This is a genomic window from Megasphaera coli (assembly GCF_900095855.1).
In the GTDB taxonomy this organism is placed as follows: domain Bacteria; phylum Bacillota; class Negativicutes; order Veillonellales; family Megasphaeraceae; genus Megasphaera; species Megasphaera massiliensis_A.
In genome coordinates this window covers 387,152-408,639 of the sequence record NZ_FMIY01000002.1, presented here as the reverse complement: position 1 = coordinate 408,639, position 21,488 = coordinate 387,152, and the positions used below count along the sequence as shown (strand labels likewise).

The 21,488-nt window shown below is 52.0% G+C and carries 17 protein-coding genes; 3 read left to right on the top strand and 14 right to left on the bottom strand.

What is annotated here, in order from left to right; all coding sequences use genetic code 11:
• The first annotated feature begins 32 nt into the window (after positions 1–32).
• Positions 33–740, top strand: a complete 708-nt coding sequence (locus BQ2674_RS02370; RefSeq protein WP_075572265.1) for an SIMPL domain-containing protein — start codon at positions 33–35, stop codon at positions 738–740.
• Positions 741–806: 66 nt separating this feature from the next.
• Here BQ2674_RS02370 and BQ2674_RS02365 read toward each other — a convergent pair whose 3' ends face one another.
• Together BQ2674_RS02365 and tatA are read right to left on the bottom strand one after the other, a co-directional pair.
• Positions 807–1,697 (bottom strand): vWA domain-containing protein, encoded by an 891-nt coding sequence (locus BQ2674_RS02365; RefSeq protein ID WP_083222288.1) that lies wholly within the window; start codon positions 1,695–1,697, stop codon positions 807–809.
• Between the two features lie 17 nt (positions 1,698–1,714).
• Positions 1,715–1,912, bottom strand: a complete 198-nt coding sequence (tatA, locus tag BQ2674_RS02360) for a twin-arginine translocase TatA/TatE family subunit (RefSeq protein ID WP_075572264.1) — start codon at positions 1,910–1,912, stop codon at positions 1,715–1,717.
• Positions 1,913–2,103: 191 nt separating this feature from the next.
• Here tatA and nadE point away from each other — a divergent pair, with 191 nt between their 5' ends.
• Together nadE and BQ2674_RS02350 are read left to right on the top strand one after the other, a co-directional pair.
• Positions 2,104–4,005 (top strand): NAD(+) synthase, encoded by a 1,902-nt coding sequence (gene nadE, locus BQ2674_RS02355; protein ID WP_075572263.1) that lies wholly within the window; start codon positions 2,104–2,106, stop codon positions 4,003–4,005.
• Positions 4,006–4,029: 24 nt separating this feature from the next.
• Positions 4,030–5,301, top strand: a complete 1,272-nt coding sequence (locus tag BQ2674_RS02350; protein WP_075572262.1) for a M18 family aminopeptidase — start codon at positions 4,030–4,032, stop codon at positions 5,299–5,301.
• Positions 5,302–5,344: 43 nt separating this feature from the next.
• Here the strand turns inward: BQ2674_RS02350 and BQ2674_RS02345 are convergent, their stop codons facing one another.
• The 12 genes from BQ2674_RS02345 to BQ2674_RS02290 form a co-directional block, all read right to left on the bottom strand.
• Positions 5,345–6,784, bottom strand: coding sequence for an Rne/Rng family ribonuclease (locus BQ2674_RS02345; RefSeq protein ID WP_075572261.1), 1,440 nt, complete (start codon positions 6,782–6,784; stop codon positions 5,345–5,347).
• A 26-nt stretch (positions 6,785–6,810) separates the two neighbouring features.
• Positions 6,811–7,515, bottom strand: a complete 705-nt coding sequence (locus BQ2674_RS02340) for a TIGR03936 family radical SAM-associated protein (protein WP_075572260.1) — start codon at positions 7,513–7,515, stop codon at positions 6,811–6,813.
• Positions 7,490–9,379: a TIGR03960 family B12-binding radical SAM protein gene (locus BQ2674_RS02335; protein ID WP_075572259.1), complete on the bottom strand. Its 1,890-nt coding sequence runs from the start codon at positions 9,377–9,379 to the stop codon at positions 7,490–7,492. The genes BQ2674_RS02340 and BQ2674_RS02335 overlap by 26 nt, the downstream gene beginning before the upstream one ends.
• Before the next feature lie 15 nt (positions 9,380–9,394).
• A complete protein-coding gene (gene rodA, locus BQ2674_RS02330) occupies positions 9,395–10,498 on the bottom strand; it encodes a rod shape-determining protein RodA (protein ID WP_392397675.1) in 1,104 nt (367 codons plus the stop codon).
• A gap of 14 nt (positions 10,499–10,512) precedes the next feature.
• Entirely contained in the window at positions 10,513–11,409 is an 897-nt protein-coding gene (locus tag BQ2674_RS02325) for an AAA family ATPase (RefSeq protein ID WP_075572257.1), read from the bottom strand.
• Between the two features lie 27 nt (positions 11,410–11,436).
• Positions 11,437–13,263 (bottom strand): penicillin-binding protein 2, encoded by a 1,827-nt coding sequence (gene mrdA, locus BQ2674_RS02320; protein WP_075572256.1) that lies wholly within the window; start codon positions 13,261–13,263, stop codon positions 11,437–11,439.
• Between the two features lie 15 nt (positions 13,264–13,278).
• On the bottom strand, positions 13,279–13,788 hold the full coding sequence (mreD, locus tag BQ2674_RS02315; RefSeq protein ID WP_075572255.1) for a rod shape-determining protein MreD: 510 nt from the start codon (positions 13,786–13,788) through the stop codon (positions 13,279–13,281).
• Positions 13,785–14,705 carry a rod shape-determining protein MreC gene (gene mreC / locus BQ2674_RS02310; protein WP_075572254.1) on the bottom strand — a complete coding sequence of 307 codons (921 nt, stop codon included), beginning with the start codon at positions 14,703–14,705 and terminating at the stop codon, positions 13,785–13,787. Before mreC ends, mreD begins: the two co-directional genes overlap by 4 nt.
• Before the next feature lie 2 nt (positions 14,706–14,707).
• On the bottom strand, positions 14,708–15,748 hold the full coding sequence (gene mreB, locus BQ2674_RS02305) for a rod shape-determining protein (protein ID WP_075572253.1): 1,041 nt from the start codon (positions 15,746–15,748) through the stop codon (positions 14,708–14,710).
• A 75-nt stretch (positions 15,749–15,823) separates the two neighbouring features.
• Positions 15,824–18,865: an efflux RND transporter permease subunit gene (locus BQ2674_RS02300; RefSeq protein ID WP_235828789.1), complete on the bottom strand. Its 3,042-nt coding sequence runs from the start codon at positions 18,863–18,865 to the stop codon at positions 15,824–15,826.
• Complete coding sequence (locus BQ2674_RS02295; protein ID WP_075573325.1) at positions 18,862–19,941, bottom strand: efflux RND transporter periplasmic adaptor subunit; 1,080 nt, start codon at positions 19,939–19,941, stop codon at positions 18,862–18,864. The genes BQ2674_RS02300 and BQ2674_RS02295 overlap by 4 nt, the downstream gene beginning before the upstream one ends.
• Positions 19,942–20,059: 118 nt before the next feature.
• Positions 20,060–21,394 (bottom strand): MATE family efflux transporter, encoded by a 1,335-nt coding sequence (locus BQ2674_RS02290; RefSeq protein WP_075572252.1) that lies wholly within the window; start codon positions 21,392–21,394, stop codon positions 20,060–20,062.
• Positions 21,395–21,488 lie beyond the last annotated feature (94 nt).

Sequence of the window (21,488 nt, the reverse complement as noted above, 5' to 3'; positions counted from 1 at the left end):
CTTAAGTTTGAAATTTCAAGGAGGACTCTCTCATGTTACCAAGATCCATAAGAACCGCTCTTCTCTGTCTTTGCGTAACCTCGGTTCTGGCCGGCGCTCCGGCTTATGCGACACAGGAGGAAGCACCGACCGTTTCCGTTACGGGTTATGCCGAAGAAGAAACGACACCCGATACGGCGTACATCACTATCGGCATGACTACGACCGGTGACAGCAGCGAAAGCGCGCGCACGAAGAACAACGCCATTATAAGCCAGGTGGAACAGGCCGCCCTTTCCTTCGGTATTGACAGGAAGGACATGAAAACGAACGGGCTCAGCATCTACCCGAACTACACGAAAGATCAGAAAATCTCGGGCTATACGGTGAGCAACAATTTGGAAATCAAGGTTTCCGACTTCGATATACTGCCCCGTCTCATTGCCAAGGCAAGCGCAATCGGCGCCAACCAAATTCACGGCATCCGTTTTACGAACGAACATGCCGACACGCTGCGGAGCACTTTGATTAAAAAAGCCGTTTACAACGGCAGGCAGGCGGCACAGGCGGCAGCCGAAGCAACAGGGCATCAGTTGGGCTCCATAAAGTCCCTGTCCGTCAACGGTACGTCGCCCGTTTATGAAGCAAATGCTGTCGGCATGAGCTTACTGCGCACCGCAAAGGCGGCCGACCTTACACCGGTTGAACCGGGCACGAATAAACTCAGCGAAACGGTGGATATTGTTTACTACTTGCAGTAAGTAAACGCCTATAAACACGTATACAAAAAGAAGGACTGCTCAGCACAGTCCTTCTTTTTGTATATTTCATTTATCCTTATCTTCGTCAATTTCACTCTTCCAGCGGCTGCCTGCCAAATTATTGGACGCAAGGTCGCTTGCCAATTTAGCCACACCGTTGTAATTCGCTCTGACACCTTGACTTGTATTCTTGTATTTAACGGCATTTTCTTCTTTAATGCCCATATCTTTCGCTTCCGCCGCCGCGTCAATGTTGGCGCCGAGGAAGACAAATTCCCAACCGTCTTTTTCCTGTTTATCGGAAATCAGCTTCTTAATATGGGCCTTCGTGTATTCCTTGCTGTCATTTTCCTGTCCGTCCGTAATGATGACAAAGAGCACCTTATTGCCTGTTTTGCCGATGTCCGGATATTTTTCCACCTTTGCAATCGTCGTACCGACAGCATCCATCAAAGCCGTCATACCGCCGGGACGGTAATCCTTATCCGTCATTTTAGTGATATTGCCGAGCTTTTCCCGATCATAAATCGTCCGGGCCGTATCGTTGAAAACGACGGCCGTTACGTTGGCGTTTACGTCGTCTTTTTTCTGTCTTTCAATCATGGAGTTGAACCCGCCGATAGTGTCGTCTTCCAGTCCGCTCATGGAGCCGCTCTGATCGATTACCATTACCAGTTCCAAGTGATTGGGCCGTTCTTTCCGGTCCGAATCGCCTGCAGTTGCGGCCGTACCGGCCGCATTAAGGTCCTTTGCGGTCGCACCGCCGCTGACCAAAGCCAGAAGCTGCGCTATCGGATCGGACTTATCTTTTACTCCCCGTATAGGCGTAACGGTACTGCCGATTCCCTTGCCGGATAAAAGACGAACGCCCGTATTGCCGCCCGTTTCAGCCGAAGCAAAGCCGCACGTAAGCCCCGCTGCCATTATTGCCGTCAAGGCAAGTACTTTCAGTTTCATCTTCTATGCTCCTTTCCCTACTCTTCTTTCTTATCGCTGTCGGATTCAGGCTCCTTTTTTTCCGATGTTTCAGCCGCATCACTTTTATTTACTTCCTGTTTAAACTCGCGCAAGCTTGTTCCCAAGGCTTTGCCGAGGCCGCTGACCTTCTTGCCGCCGAAAAGCACAAGAACGATAACTAAAATAACCAATAATTCCTGAATTCCTAAATGCATAGGCGCCAATCCTTTCAAAACTATACTTCATTCTCTTGAGAGAATTAGATTATGTTATGTATTATAGCACGAAAACCGGCATTTCGGGTAATTGCGGCGGACATGTTTTCTCCGCCTCGGAGCCGTATATTTATTGTCCTGAAATCGCCTGATATGGTAGTATTATTATATATTATTCAAGGAGGCTTTATATGCTGAAAATAGGCTTGGCCCAATTTTCCGTGCAGCCCGGCAATGCCGAGGCTAATACGGAAAAGATGAAGCAATATATTGAAAGGGCAAAGAAAAACAAGTGTCACCTCATTATTTTTCCGGAGCTGGCAATTCCCGGATATTTCATCGGTGACAACTGGGATCAGCCTGATTACATGACCGAATGTGTTCGCTGCGGCGAAGAAATCCGTGCTCTTTCGGACAATATTACCGTTATTTACGGCAATGTGGCCATCGAAGCGGATAAAACAAATCCCGACGGACGGCCGCGTAAATACAACGCTATGTTCATCGCCCAAAAGGGTAAGTTCATTTCACCGGGCCGCTCTCCTTATCCCTTCTACATCAAAACCCTGCTCCCTAATTACCGCGAATTTAATGACTTACGCCACTTCACATCCCTTACGGAAGTGGCTCAGGAACGGCATGTCTTCCCGGAAGACTTCCTCTCTCCTGTAAAGCTGGATTTCGGTTCGGCCGGCACCCTTACGGCAGGACCGCTTATTTGCGAGGACAGTTGGGATGAGAATTACGCGTTTAAGCCCATGACCTGTTTAAGCGATATGTATGACCTCGACATGTTCATTAATATTTCCAACTCTCCTTTTACGCTCGGTAAGACGGAACGGCGCAACCGCCTCTTTAAAAAGGCCGTCGAGAAATTCAAGCGTCCCGTAATTTATGTTAATTGCACAGGTATTCAAAATAACGGCAAAAATATTTACACCTTTGACGGCACGAGCGGTGTATACGACAAGACGGGCTCCCTCTGCCGCAGCTGCCCGTCTTTTGAGGAAGACCTGGCCTTCGTCACCTATGAAAGTGAAAGCCGCTCCTTCTCGAATACGCTCCCCCCTGCGTACACAGAAAAAAATGAAACCGCCGAAATCTTCACGAGCCTGCAATACGGGATTCGTTCCTTCTTGGAGCAAATCGGTATGAAAAAAGTCGTCATCGGCGTATCCGGCGGCATCGATTCGGCTGTAAATGCCGCTTTATATGCAAGTGTTCTGAAGCCGGAAAACTTACTCCTCGTAAACATGCCGAGCCGTTATAATTCGGAAACGACCAAAGACCTGGCACGCCAATTGGCCGATAATATAGGCTGTCTCTATACGGTCATTCCCGTTCAGGACAGTCTGGAGCTCACGAAAAAACAATTTGCCGCTGCCGCAGTCACCTGCGGTAATAAGGTGCTGCCGCCCTTGGAGCTCACCTCCTTTATGGAAGAAAATATTCAGGCCCGCGACAGATCGTCACGCATTCTTGCAGCTGCGGCCGCTGCCGTCGGCGGCGTCTTTACGTGCAACGCCAACAAGGCCGAATCAACCGTCGGCTACGCCACACTCTACGGAGACGGCGCCGGCTTTTTGGCGGCAACGGCGGACTTGTGGAAGTATCAAATCTACGCTTTGGCCGGCTACCTCAACGAATTCGTCTTTAAACGGGAAGTTGTTCCCCAAGGAAGTATCGATATCATACCGAGCGCGGAACTCTCGGCCGGTCAGGATATCGCGAAGGGGCAAGGAGATCCGCTCATCTATCCGTACCACGACCGTCTCTTCGCGGCCTTTACGGAACGGTGGCAGCGTGCCGCTCCCGAAACGATTCTTCGCTGGTACAGTGAAGGCAGGTTGGCCGAAAAGCTCGGTACGCCCGTCAAAATTGATGAGCTCTTCCCCGACACGGCCGCCTTTATTGCCGATCTGGAACGATGGTGGAATCTCTTCAGCGGCTTTGCCGTAGCCAAACGCATTCAGTCACCGCCCATACTCTCCGTCAGCCGCCGCTCTTTCGGCAACGATCTGCGCGAGTCACAGCTGCGGCCGTACTATACGCGGGAATATAAGCGGCTGAAAGAAAATCTCCTGCACAAATAACCTTATTCGCGAAAGGACACGGCTATGGACATACATCAGAAAGAACTCCTTCATCTGCTCGGGGCGGGCACGTCGCCCTTTCACGTCGTCGCCGAAGGCAAACGACAACTGGCGGACGCCGGATTTGCGGAACTGGATCCGGCCGACACATGGCCGCTCCGGCCGGGCGGAAAATACTATCTCTCATATTACGGCTCGACTCTCGTCGCCTTTACAATCGGTGCAAACCCGGCTGCCGGCCTGCGTCTTGCGGCGGCCCATACCGATTTCCCCTGCCTGCGCGTCAAACCGTCTCCCGAAATCGTCGCCAAAAGGTACGGCAAGCTGAACGTAGAAGTCTACGGCGGCATGATTCAACGCTCCTGGCTCGACCGCCCCCTGTCCCTGGCGGGCAAGGTCGTCGTCAGGGGAAAAGACCCGTTCTCGCCGAAAACGATATTGACGGACGCCCAAAAGCCGCTCTGCATCATTCCCGAGCTGGCGGTCCATATGGGCCGCGGCAGTGATGCGGAGCCCTTCAATTCGCAAAAAGAACTGCTTCCCCTGATGACCATGACGGGCGAGGCTATAGATGAAGTCTACTTTCTGCCTTATTTGGCAGGTCTCTGCCGTTCAAAGCCCGAAGCTATTCTTTCATACGAGCTCTCCCTCTACCCGGTCGAGAAGGGGCGAATCTTCGGCCTGCACAATGAGTTTCTCGGTTCACCGCGCCTGGACAATCTCACGTCCGTTGCGGCCTGCCTGAGGAGCATTATACGGACAAAAGCCGACGGCCTGCGCCTGGCACTTCTCTTTGACAATGAAGAAGTCGGCAGCACTACCAAGCAGGGCGCGGCATCGCAAGTCGTTCCGGATTTGCTGCGCCGCATTTACGCCGTTCTCGGCTTTACGGAAGAAGAATATACGCGTCAATGTGCGCGCGCCTTTCTCCTTTCCGTCGACGTGGCACATGCATACCACCCGAATTATCCGGAAAAGAACGACCTCACAAACTTTCCCGTCCTGGGCGGCGGTGTCGTCCTCAAGACCGCGGCGAGCCAAACCTATGCGGGCGATGCCGAAGCGGTGGCCGTCATAAAATCCTTGGCCGAGGCACACGACATTCCCTGCCAGATCTTCGTCAACCGATCGGATATGCGCGGCGGCTCGACCTTGGGTTCCCTTTTGTCCGCACGCCTGCCCGTTCGCACGATGGACATAGGTGCGCCTCTTCTTTCCATGCACTCGGCATATGAAACGATGGGAGCCGGCGATCAAAAGCACTTGAATAACCTCGTCACCGCTTTTTTGGCATAAAAAAGAGACTGACCGCGCAGTCCCTTTTTACTTGTCCCCTATATCATTCCGCATGGGAAAATACGGAGAAGACTTCCCTGTTCGGGTGCCCGCTGTTTTCAAAGTAAAACGTACGATGCAGCTCCCGCTCCAATGCTTCTCTTCTCTTTTTATCTTTGAACAGGGTCAGCACGTCGTCGTGAGCACTGATGAGGATATCCCCCTGTATATGGTGAACCCGCACCATATGGCGCAGTTGCCGCACGATCCGGATGTATATCGATTCGGGCGAGGCCAGACTGCCCGTGCCGCCGCAAACCGTGCAGAGCGCAGACATGGTCTGCTGCAGTCCTTGGCGTGACTTTTTGCGGGTGATCTCGACGAGGTTCAGCGCCGTCATGCCGAGAACGTGAACGCGCGCTCTGTCTGCAGCTGTCTCGCGCTGCAAGATACGCAGCACCTCTTCCCGCCGTTCCACCCCGGTCATGTCGATAAAATCGACGAGAACAATGCCGCCTATATCGCGCAACCGCAATTGCCGCGCTATTTCGACGGCCGCCTCCTTGTTTACATGGAAAATCGTATCCGCCAATGTGCTGCTGCCGACGTACTTGCCGCTGTTGACGTCAATGACCGTAAGGGCTTCCGTATGGTCGATAACGAGAGTGCCTCCTGAAGGCAGGGCCACTTGGCGCGCCGTTAAACAGTGGAGTTCGTCTTCAATATGATAATAGTCGAATACAGGCTCTTCTCCCGTATAGAGGGAGATTTTTTTTGCGTTTTCTTCGTCATTGGCAAAAAATCCGACTACCCGTTCATACGCTTCCCTGGTATCAACTATAAGAGACGTTACGTCGGCCGTAAAGTAATCGCGTATGATACGCATCAAAAGATCCGCTTCCCTGTAGAGAAGCTTCGGTTTCTTCGCCAGTTTATAGCGCCGGCAAATACCGTTCCACGTTTGACTTAAGTAGTGCAAATCCGCCAGAAATTCTTCCGTCGTCGTTTCCGCCGCTACTGTGCGCACAATAATGCCCGCGCCGTTCGGTTTGACCGTATCGACGAGGCGCCGCAGCCTGTCCCGCTCCGCTTCGTCCCGTATTTTCTTGGATACGCCCACGTAGTTGACATTCGGCATGAGTACGGCATAGCGTCCGGCAATACTGATATTGGCCGTTACCTTGGCACCTTTCATGGCCTGCTCGTCCTTGGTCACCTGGACGAGCACGCTCTGGCCGACGGAAATATGTGTTTGCTGTACTTCATCTTTCGTCGCCGCGCGGGGAAATAAATCGCCTAAATAGAGAAAAGCATTCTTTTTTCTGCCGATGTCGACAAAAGCCGCCTGCATGGCAGGCAGAATATTTTGGATGACACCCTTATATATGTGATTGACAATATGCATTTCGTCATCCCGCTCGACAGCGTAATCGCGGAGCCGACCTTCTTCAATGACGGCCATACGCGTCTCTTCAGGTATAACATTGGCAACTATAGTCTTCATAACTCTCCACCGCCTGACCGACCGTTTTATCCTTCCAAAAGCGAATAATTCACTCCCCGCTCACGGTGCCGCAAGGCCGTTCGCCGAGCGAGCATGAGTTCTTTATCGACGGGAAGGGCGAAGTCTTTCGCCAGGATTTCCCAAACCTGAATCGGTTTGATGGCGCCGGCTTCGGTTTGATAAATGGGTACGGTGAGTTCCAAATTCTCTCCGTTTATGCGTCCCGTCACGTCCTCGATGAGGTGCTCTTTAACATCAATGCGCCGCGTTTTTTTCGTCTTGGGCGAATATTTTTCATAAAATACTTCGGTCGCTTCATTAAACCGCTTCAAGAGAGCCGCAAGCTCCTCATCATTGACAGCTGCCGTCAAAGGGCCGCACAAGATATAGACAGCGTAATTGGCGACGGCCATGAGCTTCGGCGCCTTCGCATCCACGTACTTGCCGCCGAGAACGGCAAAACCGCTCGGCGACGTGGAATTCATGCGGACCATGACCTCTTCAAGCGGTACTTCTTCGGCCAATTCCAGGTCCATATATTCTTCGTCCGCCCCTACGCCGACGCCCAAGGCGGAAGCGAAAGAAATTTTCATGTGCGGATTGAAGCCTTCCGAATAGAGGACGGGAAGATCCGCCCGCGTTACAATATAGCGAACGGTTCCGGCAAAATCAAGGTGTGACAGAAATTGAAGGGAACCGGTCTTTTTAATAACTAAACGTAGTCTTGCCATACCCGTTACCTTCCTTTAAATCGACGATATGCACATTCAGATTCGGACAAACGCCGCAGCCCGTACACCGCTCACGGCGACAGTCACGAGTCAATTCGGTGTCGTGCGCTTTGTTCCACTCGTTCAGCAAATAACCTCGCGCCACACCTGAGTCCATATGCTCCCACGGAAAGGGCTCGTCATCTTTCCGCTCGCGGGACGCAAAGTAGTCCACATCCAGTCCTGCCGCCGCAAAGGCGTCATTCCACTTGTCGCAGTCGAACATTTCCGTCCAACCGTCAAACTTGCAGCCCCGCTTCCATGCTTCATAGAGGACCTTGCCGAGACGCCTGTCGCCGCGGGCAAAGGCAGCTTCCATCCGCCCGGTCCGCGCGTCATGATAGTGGTAAGAAATGTGTTTGTCCCGAATAAGGTTCTTTATAAACTGCTGCTTTCTCTCTATTTCTTCGATGGAACACTGGCCGGCCCACTGAAAGGCCGAATGCGATTTAGGCACGAAACTCGACACGGATACGGTCACTTTGCCGTTGTTTTTCCCAGTTACCCTGCGATAGAGGTTGAGCACCTTATAAGCCAGGTCGGCAATACCCGCCAAATCTTCATCCGTTTCCGTCGGCAAGCCCATCATAAAGTAGAGCTTAACGGCGGACCACCCGTTGCGAAAGGCATTTTCACAGGCTTCGAGGAGATTTTCTTCCGTTACGCCTTTATTGATGACATCGCGCATTCGCTGCGAACCCGCTTCAGGTGCGAAAGTAAGACCGCTCTTGCGAACTTGCTGCACCTTCCCGGCAATATCCACGGAAAAACTGTCAATCCGCAAAGACGGCAGACTGACGCTGACCTTCCTGTCCTTAAAGGCCTCAAGGAGCATGTCCACCAGCTCGGGCAGGCGTGAATAATCGGCAGAGCTCAAACTCATAAGAGAGATTTCATCGTATCCCGAATTTTTAATGATGGCTTTAGCAATTTCCGTCAGGCGCTGCGGTGATTTTTCACGAACGGGCCGATAGAGCATGCCGGCCTGACAGAAGCGGCAGCCCCTGCTGCAGCCGCGAAAAAGCTCGAGAACGGCCCGGTTATGGACGATGTCGATATTCGGCACAATGGGCTTGGTCGGGAAAAAGACGTGCTCTTCATCTGCGACGACACACTTGCGAATAACCGTTTTCGCTTCCCGCTCCGTCGGCACGAGGCGCAAAAAATTTCCCTCTTCATCGTATTCGTCGCGGTAAAAAGCGGGTACGTAATTTCCCTCCTGCGCAGCCAATATCTTGAGGATGCCTTTTTTGCCGCCGGGCCTGCCTGATTCTTTCCATTCAATAACCGTATCCGCCAGGAGATGTACCGACTCTTCCGACTCGCCGAGGCAAAAAAGGTCAAAATAATCAGCCAGCGGTTCCGGATTATATGCACACGGCCCGCCGGCTACGATTAAAGGCGCATCTTCTCCCCTATCTTTCGCAAGAAGAGGGATGCCCGCCAAATCAAGCATATTTAAAATATTGGTGAAGCTCATTTCGTATTGCAGCGTAAAGCCGACCATATCGAAATCACGGACAGCCGTCTTCGTTTCCAACGAATAGAGAGGATATCCCTTTTCCCGCATAAGCGCTTCCATGTCGGGCCAAGGAGCGTATGCCCGTTCAGCCGCCACGTCATCCCGTTCGTTCAGAAGAGCATATAAAATACGCAGGCCCAAATGGCTCATGGCCACTTCATAGACGTCGGGAAAACAGTAAGCAACCGTAAACTTTACGCTCTCATGGTCTTTGACGATGCTGTTCCATTCGCCGCCGACATAGCGGGCCGGCTTGGTTACTTTACTGAGTAAAATCGGATCTATATAAACTGTTTGAGACACACTGCGCCTCCTACACTAAAGAAAGATAGTCGACTCTTGCCGTAAATAAACATTTAAGACGACACCCAAGGCCATCATATTGGTCGTCAAGGCGCTGACGCCGTAACTCATGAAGGGCAACGGAATGCCTGTAACGGGCATAATGCCGCAGGTCATGCCGACATTAACCAATATTTCGAAGGTCCACATGGACAGAATTCCCGTTGCCAGGAGAATCCCGAAGCGGTCTTTGCATTCTTTGGCCGTAAGAAGTGTCCTGTAAATGAGAACAAAGTATAAGAAGAGAATAAAGAGGCAGCCTAAGAAGCCGAGCTCTTCACCAATGACGGAGAAAATAAAGTCCGTATGATTTTCAGGCAGGAAGTTCAGCTGACTTTGAGTTCCCTGAAAAAGGCCCTTGCCGAAAAGCATGCCCGAACCGATGGCAATTTTGGACTGAATAATATGATAACCCGCGCCGAAGGGATCCGCATTGGGATCCAAAAAGACAAGGATTCGTGATTTCTGATAATCTTTGAGAAAAAACCAGCCTATCGGCGCCGCCAGTACACCCATAACGGCGATGTTGCGCAGTATGGACAGTTTTATGCGCGAAACGACGAGCATACCGGCCGCAATGGCGATAAATACGAGACTCGTCCCCAAGTCCGGCTGCTTCAGTACCAGGAGAAAGGGCACACCCACAAACAGGGCGACCGGTATGAGGCTGCGCCAACGGTCAAACTTCTCTCCCCGGTCCGCCAAAAGGGCAGCCAAACAAATGATCATGATCAGCTTGGAAAATTCCGACGGCTGCAGTGTAAGGGGACCGATTTGAATCCATCGCTGCGCACCCAGGGCGGAAGTCCCGAAAAACATGACCGCCGCGAGCATGAGCAGGTTAATAACGTATAAGGGCTTGGCAAACCGTTTCAGTCTCGTGTAATCGTAGTTGCAGAAAAACAGGAGCATAAGGAAATTCACGACAAAAGCGACGCCCTGCTTGACAACAAAGTCATAGTTGATGGCGCCTTTATTAATATGTGTGGCGCTGCCGATGATACACAGACTGATAAGAACCAGTACGATGGCAGCCGTTATCATTATTTTATCAATGTGTTTCCAATTGCGCTTAAACAAAATTCTTACTCCTCTCAGCGCCGAGAGCGGCGCCATGAAAGGGACTGGCGCATACGCCGTCTCACGGATAAGGGGTGTTTCCCCGTGTCAGTTGCTGCAGCCGCCTTATCCGTTTCAAAAAGCGCTGCCGATCGGTCCGGGGCAAAGAAAATGCCTTCGCCTGTCGGCAAGAGACTTTCCCATTCTTCCCGCAGCGGCTCTTCCTGCGTTTCCAAGTATTTGACAGTTTCCGCCAAGGCCGCATAAAAGGGATTGGTCGGCGGAATGTCGGCAATCATGCCTTCCTGAGCGGCCGCATGAATAACCTCGTCATGAGGCAGTACTCCGCCCACTGTTTCGGGCACGAGCGAATCTATCATCGTATCGACGGACAAATAGCCCGGCTTATCCTTATACACATTGTTGAAAATAATGTCGTACGCAAAATTCTTATGCTTATTGCAAAACTGCATGACTCGCCCCGTATCGCGCAAGGACGTCCACGTCGGTTCGACGACGAAGAAAATGCGGTCACCTAAGGCAGTCGCGTATTTAAAGGATTTATCCCGCCCGGGCGGGCAATCGATAAGCGTATAATCGTAGTTGCTTGAAAGCTTTTCCACCGTATACTGAAATGTACGCGGATCCACTTTTTCCCACGTCTTTTTCTGACTGGCCGCCAGGAAGTCGATGCCCTCCTCCAATGGAATAATCGCTTCACTCGCCTTACAACGTTTCTTCATTACATCAAAAATGTCAAACAAAACATCGTCCTGGCTGCCGAAAAGAAGATCCAAATTGCGCAGACCCATATCCGCGTCAACGGCGAGAACGGAACGGTTCCGTCGCGCCAGCGCAACAGCCAAGGTCGCGGTCAATAATGTTTTGCCTACACCGCCTTTTCCGGATGCGATTGCTATGATGTGAGACATGCTCTGCTCCTTTCCGTATACTGCCGATTACTCGCTCTTATTGGCACTGCCGTCCGCCTTGAGCGCATAGGCGCCGACATGGAAAAATTCTTCCAACATGGTCTTCACAATCGGCCCCGACGACGAGGCGCCGAAACCGCCCTGTTCCGTAAGGACGGCAATGACGATGCGCGGATGATCATAGGGCGCATAAGCGACAAACCAGCCGTGATCGCGGCCGCTGAAGTTTTCCGCCGTCCCCGTCTTGCCGGCTACCTGTACGGGAAAACCGGCAAAGAGGGAACCTGCCGTACCCGATTCTTCCGCAACGTTGCGCATGCCTTCGCGAATCAAATCGAGGGTAGACTTGGACACTTCCAACGTGCCCACCTGCTCGGGCGCAAATATCTTATACGGCGTACCGTCCAGGTTATCGATGCGGCTGACAATAAAAGGTCTGTATTGAATGCCTCCGTTGGCTACTTCACTGACCATCATAGCTGCCTGTAAAGGCGTAACCAATTGAAATCCCTGACCGATGGCGGAGTTGAAAGTATCTCCCAAATACCAGTCCTGGTGAAAATTCTTTTCCTTATAAGCCTCACTGGCGACAAGTCCCGCTTCTTCCCCATGCAAGGCAATTCCCGTCGGCTTTCCCATGCCGAACATTTTCGCATACTCTTCAAGCTTGTCAATGCCTACGCGGCGACCGATCTCATAAAAATAAACATTGTCCGACTTGGCCAGGGCTTCCGTAAAATTGATCCAGCCCAAGGCTTCGCCGCCGGCATTTCGCATGTCAACGAGCCAGTGGCGGCCGCTGTCAAAGATCATTTCGTCAGGTGTCACCTTTTTAAGCTCCAGCGCAGCCGCGCCGGTTACAAGTTTAAAGGTCGATCCCGGCGGGTATTCACCGGCAATGACGCGGTTTTCCATGGGATGATTGGGATTATCGTTAATCTGCCGCCATTCCACCTCCGTAATACCGCGCGTAAACCAGTTCGGATTGTATGCGGGCCTGCTGGCCATAGCAAGAACGGCGCCCGTATTGGGATCGATGGCGACAGCCGCAATTCCGCTCGTACCGACACCGCTCGCAATCTGCGCATCCATGGCCGATTCCAAAGCTTTCTGCAAGTTCAAGTCCAACGTCAGATGAATATTGTGACCGGCAACGGGACTCTTCCGCTCCAACTCCTTGACGGGACTGCCCGACGCGTCCACTTCGACCTGCCTGCTGCCGTCTTTACCGCGCAGGAGGCTGTCGTAATACGCTTCCAGTCCGGCTCTGCCGATTTGTGTAATTCCCGAAACGCTTTCTTCCCCTTGAAGCTGTTCCAATTCTTCTTCATCTATTTGGCCGACATAGCCGAATATTTGCGCCGCCATCATATCGTAAGGATAGTAGCGAATGGGCTGGACGTCGACTGAAATGCCGGGCAATTCATTGCGCCGCTCTTCGATTCGAGTGACAATGTCCTGCGTCAAGTCGGCCGCCAAGACCGTGGGGACGTAAGAGCTTTTAATTTTCGCCGTTTTTTCGCGCAGCTTTTCTTCCGGTACGTTTAAGAGGCGTGATAATGTGTACAGCTCGTCTTCCGTCATGCTTCCCTGTGAGGGCACATACGTCGCCATAAAACTCGGCCGCGATCCGACGAGAATCTGGCCGTTCCGATCATACATAACGCCGCGCATAGCCGCGAGCGGCACGGCGCGCAGACGGTTTCCCTCGGCCAGGGAGTTGTAGTATTCGCCGCGAACGAGCTGAAGCCACATGAGACGTATCGTAAGGACGGCAAAGACAAGAATAATTACCCAGTACAGATAACGAAAAGGCCCGTCATTATTCTTTTTTTTCAGTAATGCTTCGAGCATACGTACCGGCCCTTTCTATCTGTAATAACTCATAAATCCGAAATACTCGTCGTCACGACGCATATGCCGCACTATTTTATCTGCCGGATAGGCCAGAAGGCCGTGGCAAATGAGAAGAGGCCCGCTATATTGTGCCAGATAAGCGGGCAGGCTGACGAACTGCCCGGACAATGCAAGAACGGCATAGGTCAAGACAAGACTTGCTTCCGTCGCCGCCAGGACGATGAGAATCAGGAGGATATACTGCCCTTTTTCCAGCAAACGTCCGACGTAACTGCAAATAAAGGCGATGGCCAAGTACGGCAGCAGGTGAACGCCGAAAAAGTTGCCGATCACCACATCCTGCACAAATCCGCCTATGATGGCAATGCCGAGGCCCATACGCTGTCCGTAGCGCAGGGAAATGAGAATAACGGCCAACTGAATCACATTGGGTTGAACGACGCCGTTAAAGAGACGCGGCAAGATCATGGCCTGCAGCAAAAAAACACCGATTCCTGTGACAAGACAATAAATTTTCCTCATAGAGCAGCCGTTCCCTTAATGCCTTCCACTTTGTCGCGCTGCGTCTGCGGCACGAGCTTAGGCGCCACATCGGGCTTTTCATATGACGTGCCTGCAGATGTACCCGTAATGACGAAAACCTCTTCCAGTTTGGAGAAATCCACGCCCGGCGCGATGACGGCATATTTGACGAAGCCCGAGTCGTCCATGTGGATAGACGTAATTTTACCGATATACAGCCCCTTCGGATAAATGGATCCGAATCCCGACGTGACGAGCGTATCCCCTTCGAGAATGTCGGCATCCTTGGCAATATTGACAAACTGCGGTTCCGTCGGCATGTTGCCGTTGCCGCGCACAACGGATGCGACGCGCGATTCGGGGCGCTGTACGACGGCACCCATACCGGTACGCGGATCCGTCATGAGTTGTACGCGCGCAGAATCGGGAAATACGTCACAAACGAAGCCGACGACGCCGTCCGGCGTAATGACGGCCATATTTTCTTTAACACCTTGATTGTCGCCGATGCCGATGATCATCGTATTCGTCCATGTTCCGTAATCCCGCGAAATGACCGCGCCCGCAAGGAGCTGCAGATCTTTATGTGCGGCACGGAAATCCAGGAGTCTGCGCAGACGCGCATTTTCCGCCGCTACTTCATCATAATCGACAACCCGTTTACGCAAATCCGCATTTTCGTTTTCCAGGTTTTCCCATTCAATACGGTTTTTAAGACTGATTTCAATGATACGGTTAACGTCGGATATGTGCTCCAGTACCCATGTCACACCTTCTTCCGCCGGTGTAATCACAGTCTGTATAGGCCCGGTCACATAAGGAATGGAATTATGTTGCCGCCAAGCCCAGCCGACGACGGCAATGACAAAAAAGAGGATAAACGCGCCGATGACGCTTTTCTTACCGAAGGAAAACACTGCTAAAATCTCCTTTTATAAATGGACTCTACGCCCTGGACAAGAGAATGTAACTGTTCTCTTCGCTTTAAAGCTGTGCCTGCACCTCTGGCTACGGCCTTGTCCGGGTCAGACGCAATGAGGACGGGAACACCCGTTTCCTGAGAAATAAGTTGTTCCGTCCCTTTGAGCAACGAACCGCCGCCTGTCAGGACGATGCCGTGTTCCATAATATCCGCCGCCAGTTCGGGCGGGGTTTGCCGCAGCGTGCGGCGGATGAGTTCCAATATTTTCAGCAACGGCCGCCCCATTACTTCATAAATTTCGCCAGCTTGGACGGTTACCTCTTTCTCCAGTCCGTCGTCAAGGCTGCGGCCGGTGAAATAGTAGTTTCTGTTTTCCAGCGGCAAAACGGCAGAGCCGTTATAGACTTTCATTTCTTCAATAGTAGCATCGTCGGTCACGACGGCATAGACCGTGCGCAAGTGCTCTTTGAGCGCTTCGTTGAGATCAAGGCCGCCCGAATGGACGGACTTGGATATGACGATGCCGCCTAAGGAAAGAACGGCTATATTCGTCGTACCGCCGCCCATGTCGACAACCATATTTCCCATAGGCTCGAACACGGGCAGACCCGTACCGATGGCCGCAGCCGCGCCCGTTTCAATCAAATAGGCTTCCTTGGCACCGGCACGAAAGAGAGCTTCCATGACGGCCCGCTTTTCCACATCCGACGCGATGGCGGGAACGCCCAGCATAACGCGCATGCGCTGAACCGTTCGCACAACCTTGCCGAGGATGTAGTTGAGGAGCGTCCGCGTCACGGAATAGTCGGCTATGACACCGTTTACGAGAGGACGGTGAATTTTCACGGTCTCCGGCGATTGGGCAAAGAGGGCTTCCGCCCGCTTCCCGACGGCGACAACTTTTTGATTGCGTTCATCCGTGGCGACGACGGAAGGCTCCGAAAAAATAATGCCTCTGCCCTCCACATAAACCTGTGTCGTGCACGTGCCCAAATCAATACCTATGTTTTTTGTGAGCGGTGAAAAAACGGACGCCATAGACGTAATCCTTCCTGAACTATAGTGTAGTCATTATTATATTTTACCACAAAAACTCCGGATATTGGCAAGCTCTTATTTTTCTTTGCGCCGTACTTTGAAGGCTGCCGCATACATGACCGGCAAAACCAACAAGGTCAGAACCGTCGCAATGAGCAGGCCCGACGCGATAGCCACGGCCATAGGCCCCCAAAAAGCGCTGGTCATGAGGGGAACCATACCGAGGATGGCTGCCGCAGCCGTCAGCATGATCGGCCGAAAACGCATGATCGCCGAATCGACAATCGCGTCCCAAGGCGATTCGCCGGCGCGCATGTGTTTTTGAATCTGGTCGATCAGAATAACCGAGTTGCGGATGATCATACCGCTCAGGGCCAGTATACCCAGATAGGCGACAAAGCCCAATGCCTTATTGAAGACGAGCATGCCCAAAACCACGCCGATGATGCCCATAGGCGCCGTCACCAGGGTCAGGGCCATAAGCGAAATGCTGCGCAGCTGAAACATGAGCAGCGTCATGATGATAAGCACCATGGCCGGAACGGGCGCCAAAATATAATTCAGTGATTTTTCACTGTTTTCTGCAGAACCGTCTTTTTTAACGGTATATCCGAAAGGCATTTCGGCGGCAATATCGGCTACATCTTTATATGCCTTTTCGGTCGCATCATTTGCCGTACCGGCAATAATATTACCTTCGACCGTTATAGTCGGTTTTAAATCGCGCCGCCATATCTTACCGTCTTCAGCGCCGTAGGTCAGCTTTGCCACCTGTTCCAGCGGCACGGTACCGTTCGGCGTGTGGATAACGATGTTTTTAACCTGCGACAAATCGGAGCGGCTGTCCGGACTGAGGCGCAGCTGTATGCCTACGGTCTTGTCGCCTGCATAATATTCGGCAATGGTCGCACCGCTCAGCTCCGTATACAAGGTGCGCGATATATCCTGACCGGAAATGCCGAGGAAACGCAATTTATTCTGATCGAGTTCGGCTTTCAGTACTTTGCTCTTCTGCGCCCAGTTAAGATGAATGTCGCGCAAATTATCATCCTGTGCCAAACGGTCCGCCATCTTCCGTGAATAGGCCTTGACCTTGTCAATATCAAAGCCGGAAACACGCAACATGACGGGATAGTCCGACGGCGGTCCGGTTTGAATGAATTTTATATTACTGCGCACGGCCGGTTCGTTTTCAGCCAACTCCTTACGAATATCGGCAACCAGTTCTCCCCTTGCCCGCGTGTCTCTGGCGACGACGATAAATTGAGCGTAATTGCTCGCCGGCAGGATCGGCTCCGTCGTGAGGACAAAACGCGGTGCCCCTTCACCGACATAATAAGAATAGCTCTTTACCGAATCATTTTTTCCGTCCAAAAAGGCGGCGAATTTTGCCGCCTCTTTTTGCGTTGCCTTAAGGGACGCTCCTTCAGGCAAAGTCATTTCCACAATAACTTCGGGCCGCAGAGAAGGCGGAAAAAATTCTTCCGGCACGACTTTCATCAGGCCGACAGCCAGGAGGAATGCTCCGGCCGTACCGAAAAGAACGGTCTTACGATGAGCCAAAAAAGCGTAGAGTACACGGCGAAAGACCGTATAAAAGCGGTTATCATACAGGTCTTTTTCCGCCGCTCCTTCTTTTACTTTGATCAAGTAATAGCCGAAGAGAGGCGCTACCATGACCGAGACGATCCATGAGATGATCAGGGAAGCCGTAATAACCGGAAAAAGAGCCTTGCAGAATTCCGCTGCCGCGCCTTGAGAAAAAGCAACGGGTATAAAGCCGGCACAAGTGACTATAGTTCCTGTCAGCATGGGCTTCGCCGTTTCTTTAAAAGCGGTGCAGGCCGCTTCGGTTCGCGACTTGCCCCGCTCAAGCTGAACGCTCATCATTTCGACGGCAATAATGGCATCGTCCACGAGCAGGCCCAGGGAGATGATAAGAGCGCCTAAAGATACTTTATGCAGGTCGATGCCGGCCACTTCCATAACGCAAAAGACCCCCGTCAACACCAAAGGGATACAAAAGGCGACGACCATGCCCGTACGTATGCCCAGGCTGAGGAAGCTGACGACGAGGACGATAATAATCGCTTCGCGCAACGTACCGACAAAATCGCTAATCGATTCTTCCACCACCTTGGGCTGATCCGAAACCTGACGGATTTCCATACCTGCCGGCAAATCGCTCTGCATACGGGTAATAACATTCTTCAAATTGTCGCCGAGGGTAAGGATATTGCCGCCGTCCTTCATGGACACGGCCACACCTACGGCAGGCTTGCCGTTATAGTACATCTTCGGATCCGCCGGCTCGGTGTACTTTCGTTCGACCCTGGCAATATCGCCTAAGCGGAAAACGGCGTTACCGCCTTTGACGGGAAGATTTTTAACGGCTTCCACCTCTTCAAAGGCACCGCTCAGGCGCAGGTATACATTGTCCGACGACGTGTCGATCATGCCGGTCGCGGTCATGGCGTTCTGTCCTTTAACAGCCTCCGCAATGGTCGCAGGCGCAATGCCTAAGGACGCGATTTTCGCGTTTTCCACTTCAATGTACACTTTTTCCGACTGCTCGCCGATGATTTCCGCCTTGCCCACGTCTTTGACGTTGAGGATTTCCCGGCGCAGCAGTTCCGCCTTTCGGCGCAATTCTTCGTAAGAATAACCGTCCCCTTCCACAGCATAAACGGAGCCGTATACGTCATCGAAATGATCGTCGTAATACGGTCCGTACACGCCTTCAGGCAGGTCGCGCTTCATATCTTCCGTCAAATTACGAACTTCCAACCAGACGCTGCGCACTTTGTCGGAAGCAATTTCATCATCGAGATTGACGAAAATAACGGCCTGTCCGGGCTTGGAATAACTCTTAATGTAATCTAAATGAGACGTATCTTGGAGCTTCTTTTCTATCTTATCCGTAACCTGTTCTTCCATCTGTTTGGCCGTGGCACCGGGCCATGCGACAGTCACGACCATTTGCCGTACGGTATACGCCGGATCTTCCATGCGGCCGAGCTTCAGGTATGAAAAAATACCGGCCAAGGCGATCATGATGATAAAGTACCAGACAAGGGCTTTATTTTTTAACGATACTTCAGTGAGATTACGCATCATGCATCACCTTCCGTCCTCACGGATTGCCCTTCCGTCAGCACGTGGACACCGGCCGTTACGACTACATCACCTCGCTGCAGTCCCTTAACAAGGACACGGTTTTCATCAAACGTCTCTACGCTCACCGCCTTGAGAGACACAGTCTTGTCCTTGCCGACGACCCAGACTTGCGGTGTATCACCGGTCTGATAGATGGCCGCTAAAGGCAGGATACACGTCGAATCGTCACCAACGGCGTTTACATCCTTTACGGTCGCCGTCATGCCCAACTGAAGTCCCTGCGGCTGCTGCGGCAAAGTGACGGTCACCTTATACGTGCGCGTAGCCGTGTCGGCCATAGGCGCTATTTCCCGCACCGTACCGGTCACGTTGCCGTCGCGTAAGGCCCAGAATGAGACGGCGACTTCTTTGCCGACAACAAAATCGTGAATGCGGTTTTCCGGCACGTTGAACTGCACTTCCAAGTCACCTGCCTGAACCATGGTCAAAACTGTTTGGCCGGCGGCGACAACCTGTCCCGGTTCGCCTATGACGGCGGAAATAACGCCGTCACTGTCCGCCGTAAGCTGCGTATAGGACAACTGATTCCCTTGCGCCTCTGCCGTTGCGGCAGCCTGATCATACTGCGCCTTCGCCCGGTCATAGGTCGTGCGGTACTGGTCGAGCACGGCGGCGCTCACGGCGTCTTGGGCATATAAAGCTTCATAACGGGCCAAGTTCGTTTCAGCCAGCACTAGCTGAGACTGTGCTGAAGACAAGGTTGCCTGTGCCTGATTGACGGCCTGCACCGCGTCTTGCGGATTGACCGTCATGAGTATATCACCGGCATGAACGACGCTGCCGAGCTGCACGTTTCGCGCCGTAACGCGGCCGCCGATTTGAAAAGCCAAATTGCTTTCATAGCGACCCTTAACTGTGCCTGTATATTCAAACCCGTCCGTGCCGTTTTGCGTCCCTACCGTTTCCGTCTTTACGAGCCTCGCCTTTTCCGGCTCCGCCGTCTTGCCGCAGCCCGCAAGGCACAGCACCGCTATGGCGGTCATTAGGCAACAAACCGCTTTCATTCGCTTATTCATGATTTCCTCCATGCATTACCCGGCTCTTATACGTTCACTCGAATCCGTATACGCCCCTATCATACACGCTTGCCGATGTTAAAACAAGAACGGCAACCAACCTGTCATTTATACAAAATCAATAGTTTTTCAACAGGCGGCGGCTGAAATAGAAATAGCACGCCGTCGTAAAACCGCAAGCTGCAATCCAACAAATCGGGCTGGCAGCACACAGGCCTTCATATCCCCGGTAAGCCGCCAAAACCAGGGCGGCGCCGCTGCGAATAACGAGTTCAAGAATGCTGCTCATCAGGGGAACAATGGCAACGCCCATGCCCTGCATAGCGTTGCGATACACGAAAAGCTGGCCCAGGAAGAAATAAAAGGGCACCGTAAAAAGTAAATATAATTTGGCCTGAGCCATTAAAACAGGATCTTCTTCCGTCGTAAATACGGAGATAAGCACCGTACCGTAAAAATACATGAGAATGACCGCCGCCAGGCAGAGGCCGAAAGAAAGGTACGAGCACTGGCGCACGCCCTTGCGAATACGGTCGAACTTGCGGGCGCCGTAATTTTGTGCCGTGTAGACGGCCATGGCAATACCGAAAGATATCATGGGCTGCATGGCTACCTGTTCAATCCGCGTCGCCGAAATAAAAGCGGCAATCGTTTCCGAGCCGAAGGTATTGCAAACCGCCTGGACAACGATGATGCCCAAGGTAATAATGGAGAACTGCATGGCCATAGGCATACCGACCTTTAAATGCTTCCATGCAAATTCTCTGTCAAAGTGCCAGTCTTCTCTGTGAAGACGCAGGAAAGGGAATCGATAACGCATATAAAAAAAGCAGAGAACCGCCGATATTCCCTGGGCGATGACAAGGGCAACGGCTGAACCGGGCACGCCCCAGCCGAAGCGGACAATAAACAGAACGGCCAAGACAATATTCAAGAGTGTTGCAAGAATAAGAAAATACAACGGCGTACGGCTATCCCCCAAAGCACGACAAATACAGGAAAGTAAATTATAAAGCATCGTCGCAATTAATCCGTACGAAACGATAATAACGTAATGGTAAGCGTCATCATACAATTCATCGGAAATATTCATAAGATGCAATATCTTCGGCATCAAAAGCCCCGACAGAACCATCAGGATCAGAGTGATCCCGAAGGAAAGCATAGCCGCCATCGCCGCGGAACGTCTCACTCCCGCTTCGTCATCGGCACCGAAACGCTGGGCCGTAATGACCGTAAAACCGGAAGCAAGACCGATAGTCAAAGCCAACAGTCCCATAAAAAGCGGTGCCGTAGCTCCTACCGCCGCTAAAGCGTGGACACCGATGAACCGTCCGACAATAATGATATCGGCTATATTATAAAATTGTTGGAATATATTGCCTATAAGCAGAGGTACCGTAAAAGCTGCGATCAATTTGATAGGACTGCCTGTCGTCATATTTTTGACCATCTGTATCTCACTTTCGATGAAATTAAGGAATATCCGTTTTTAACCGTCACTTCAGCAGGATTTAAAGTGTTTTTCAGAGCATTATGTCATGGTA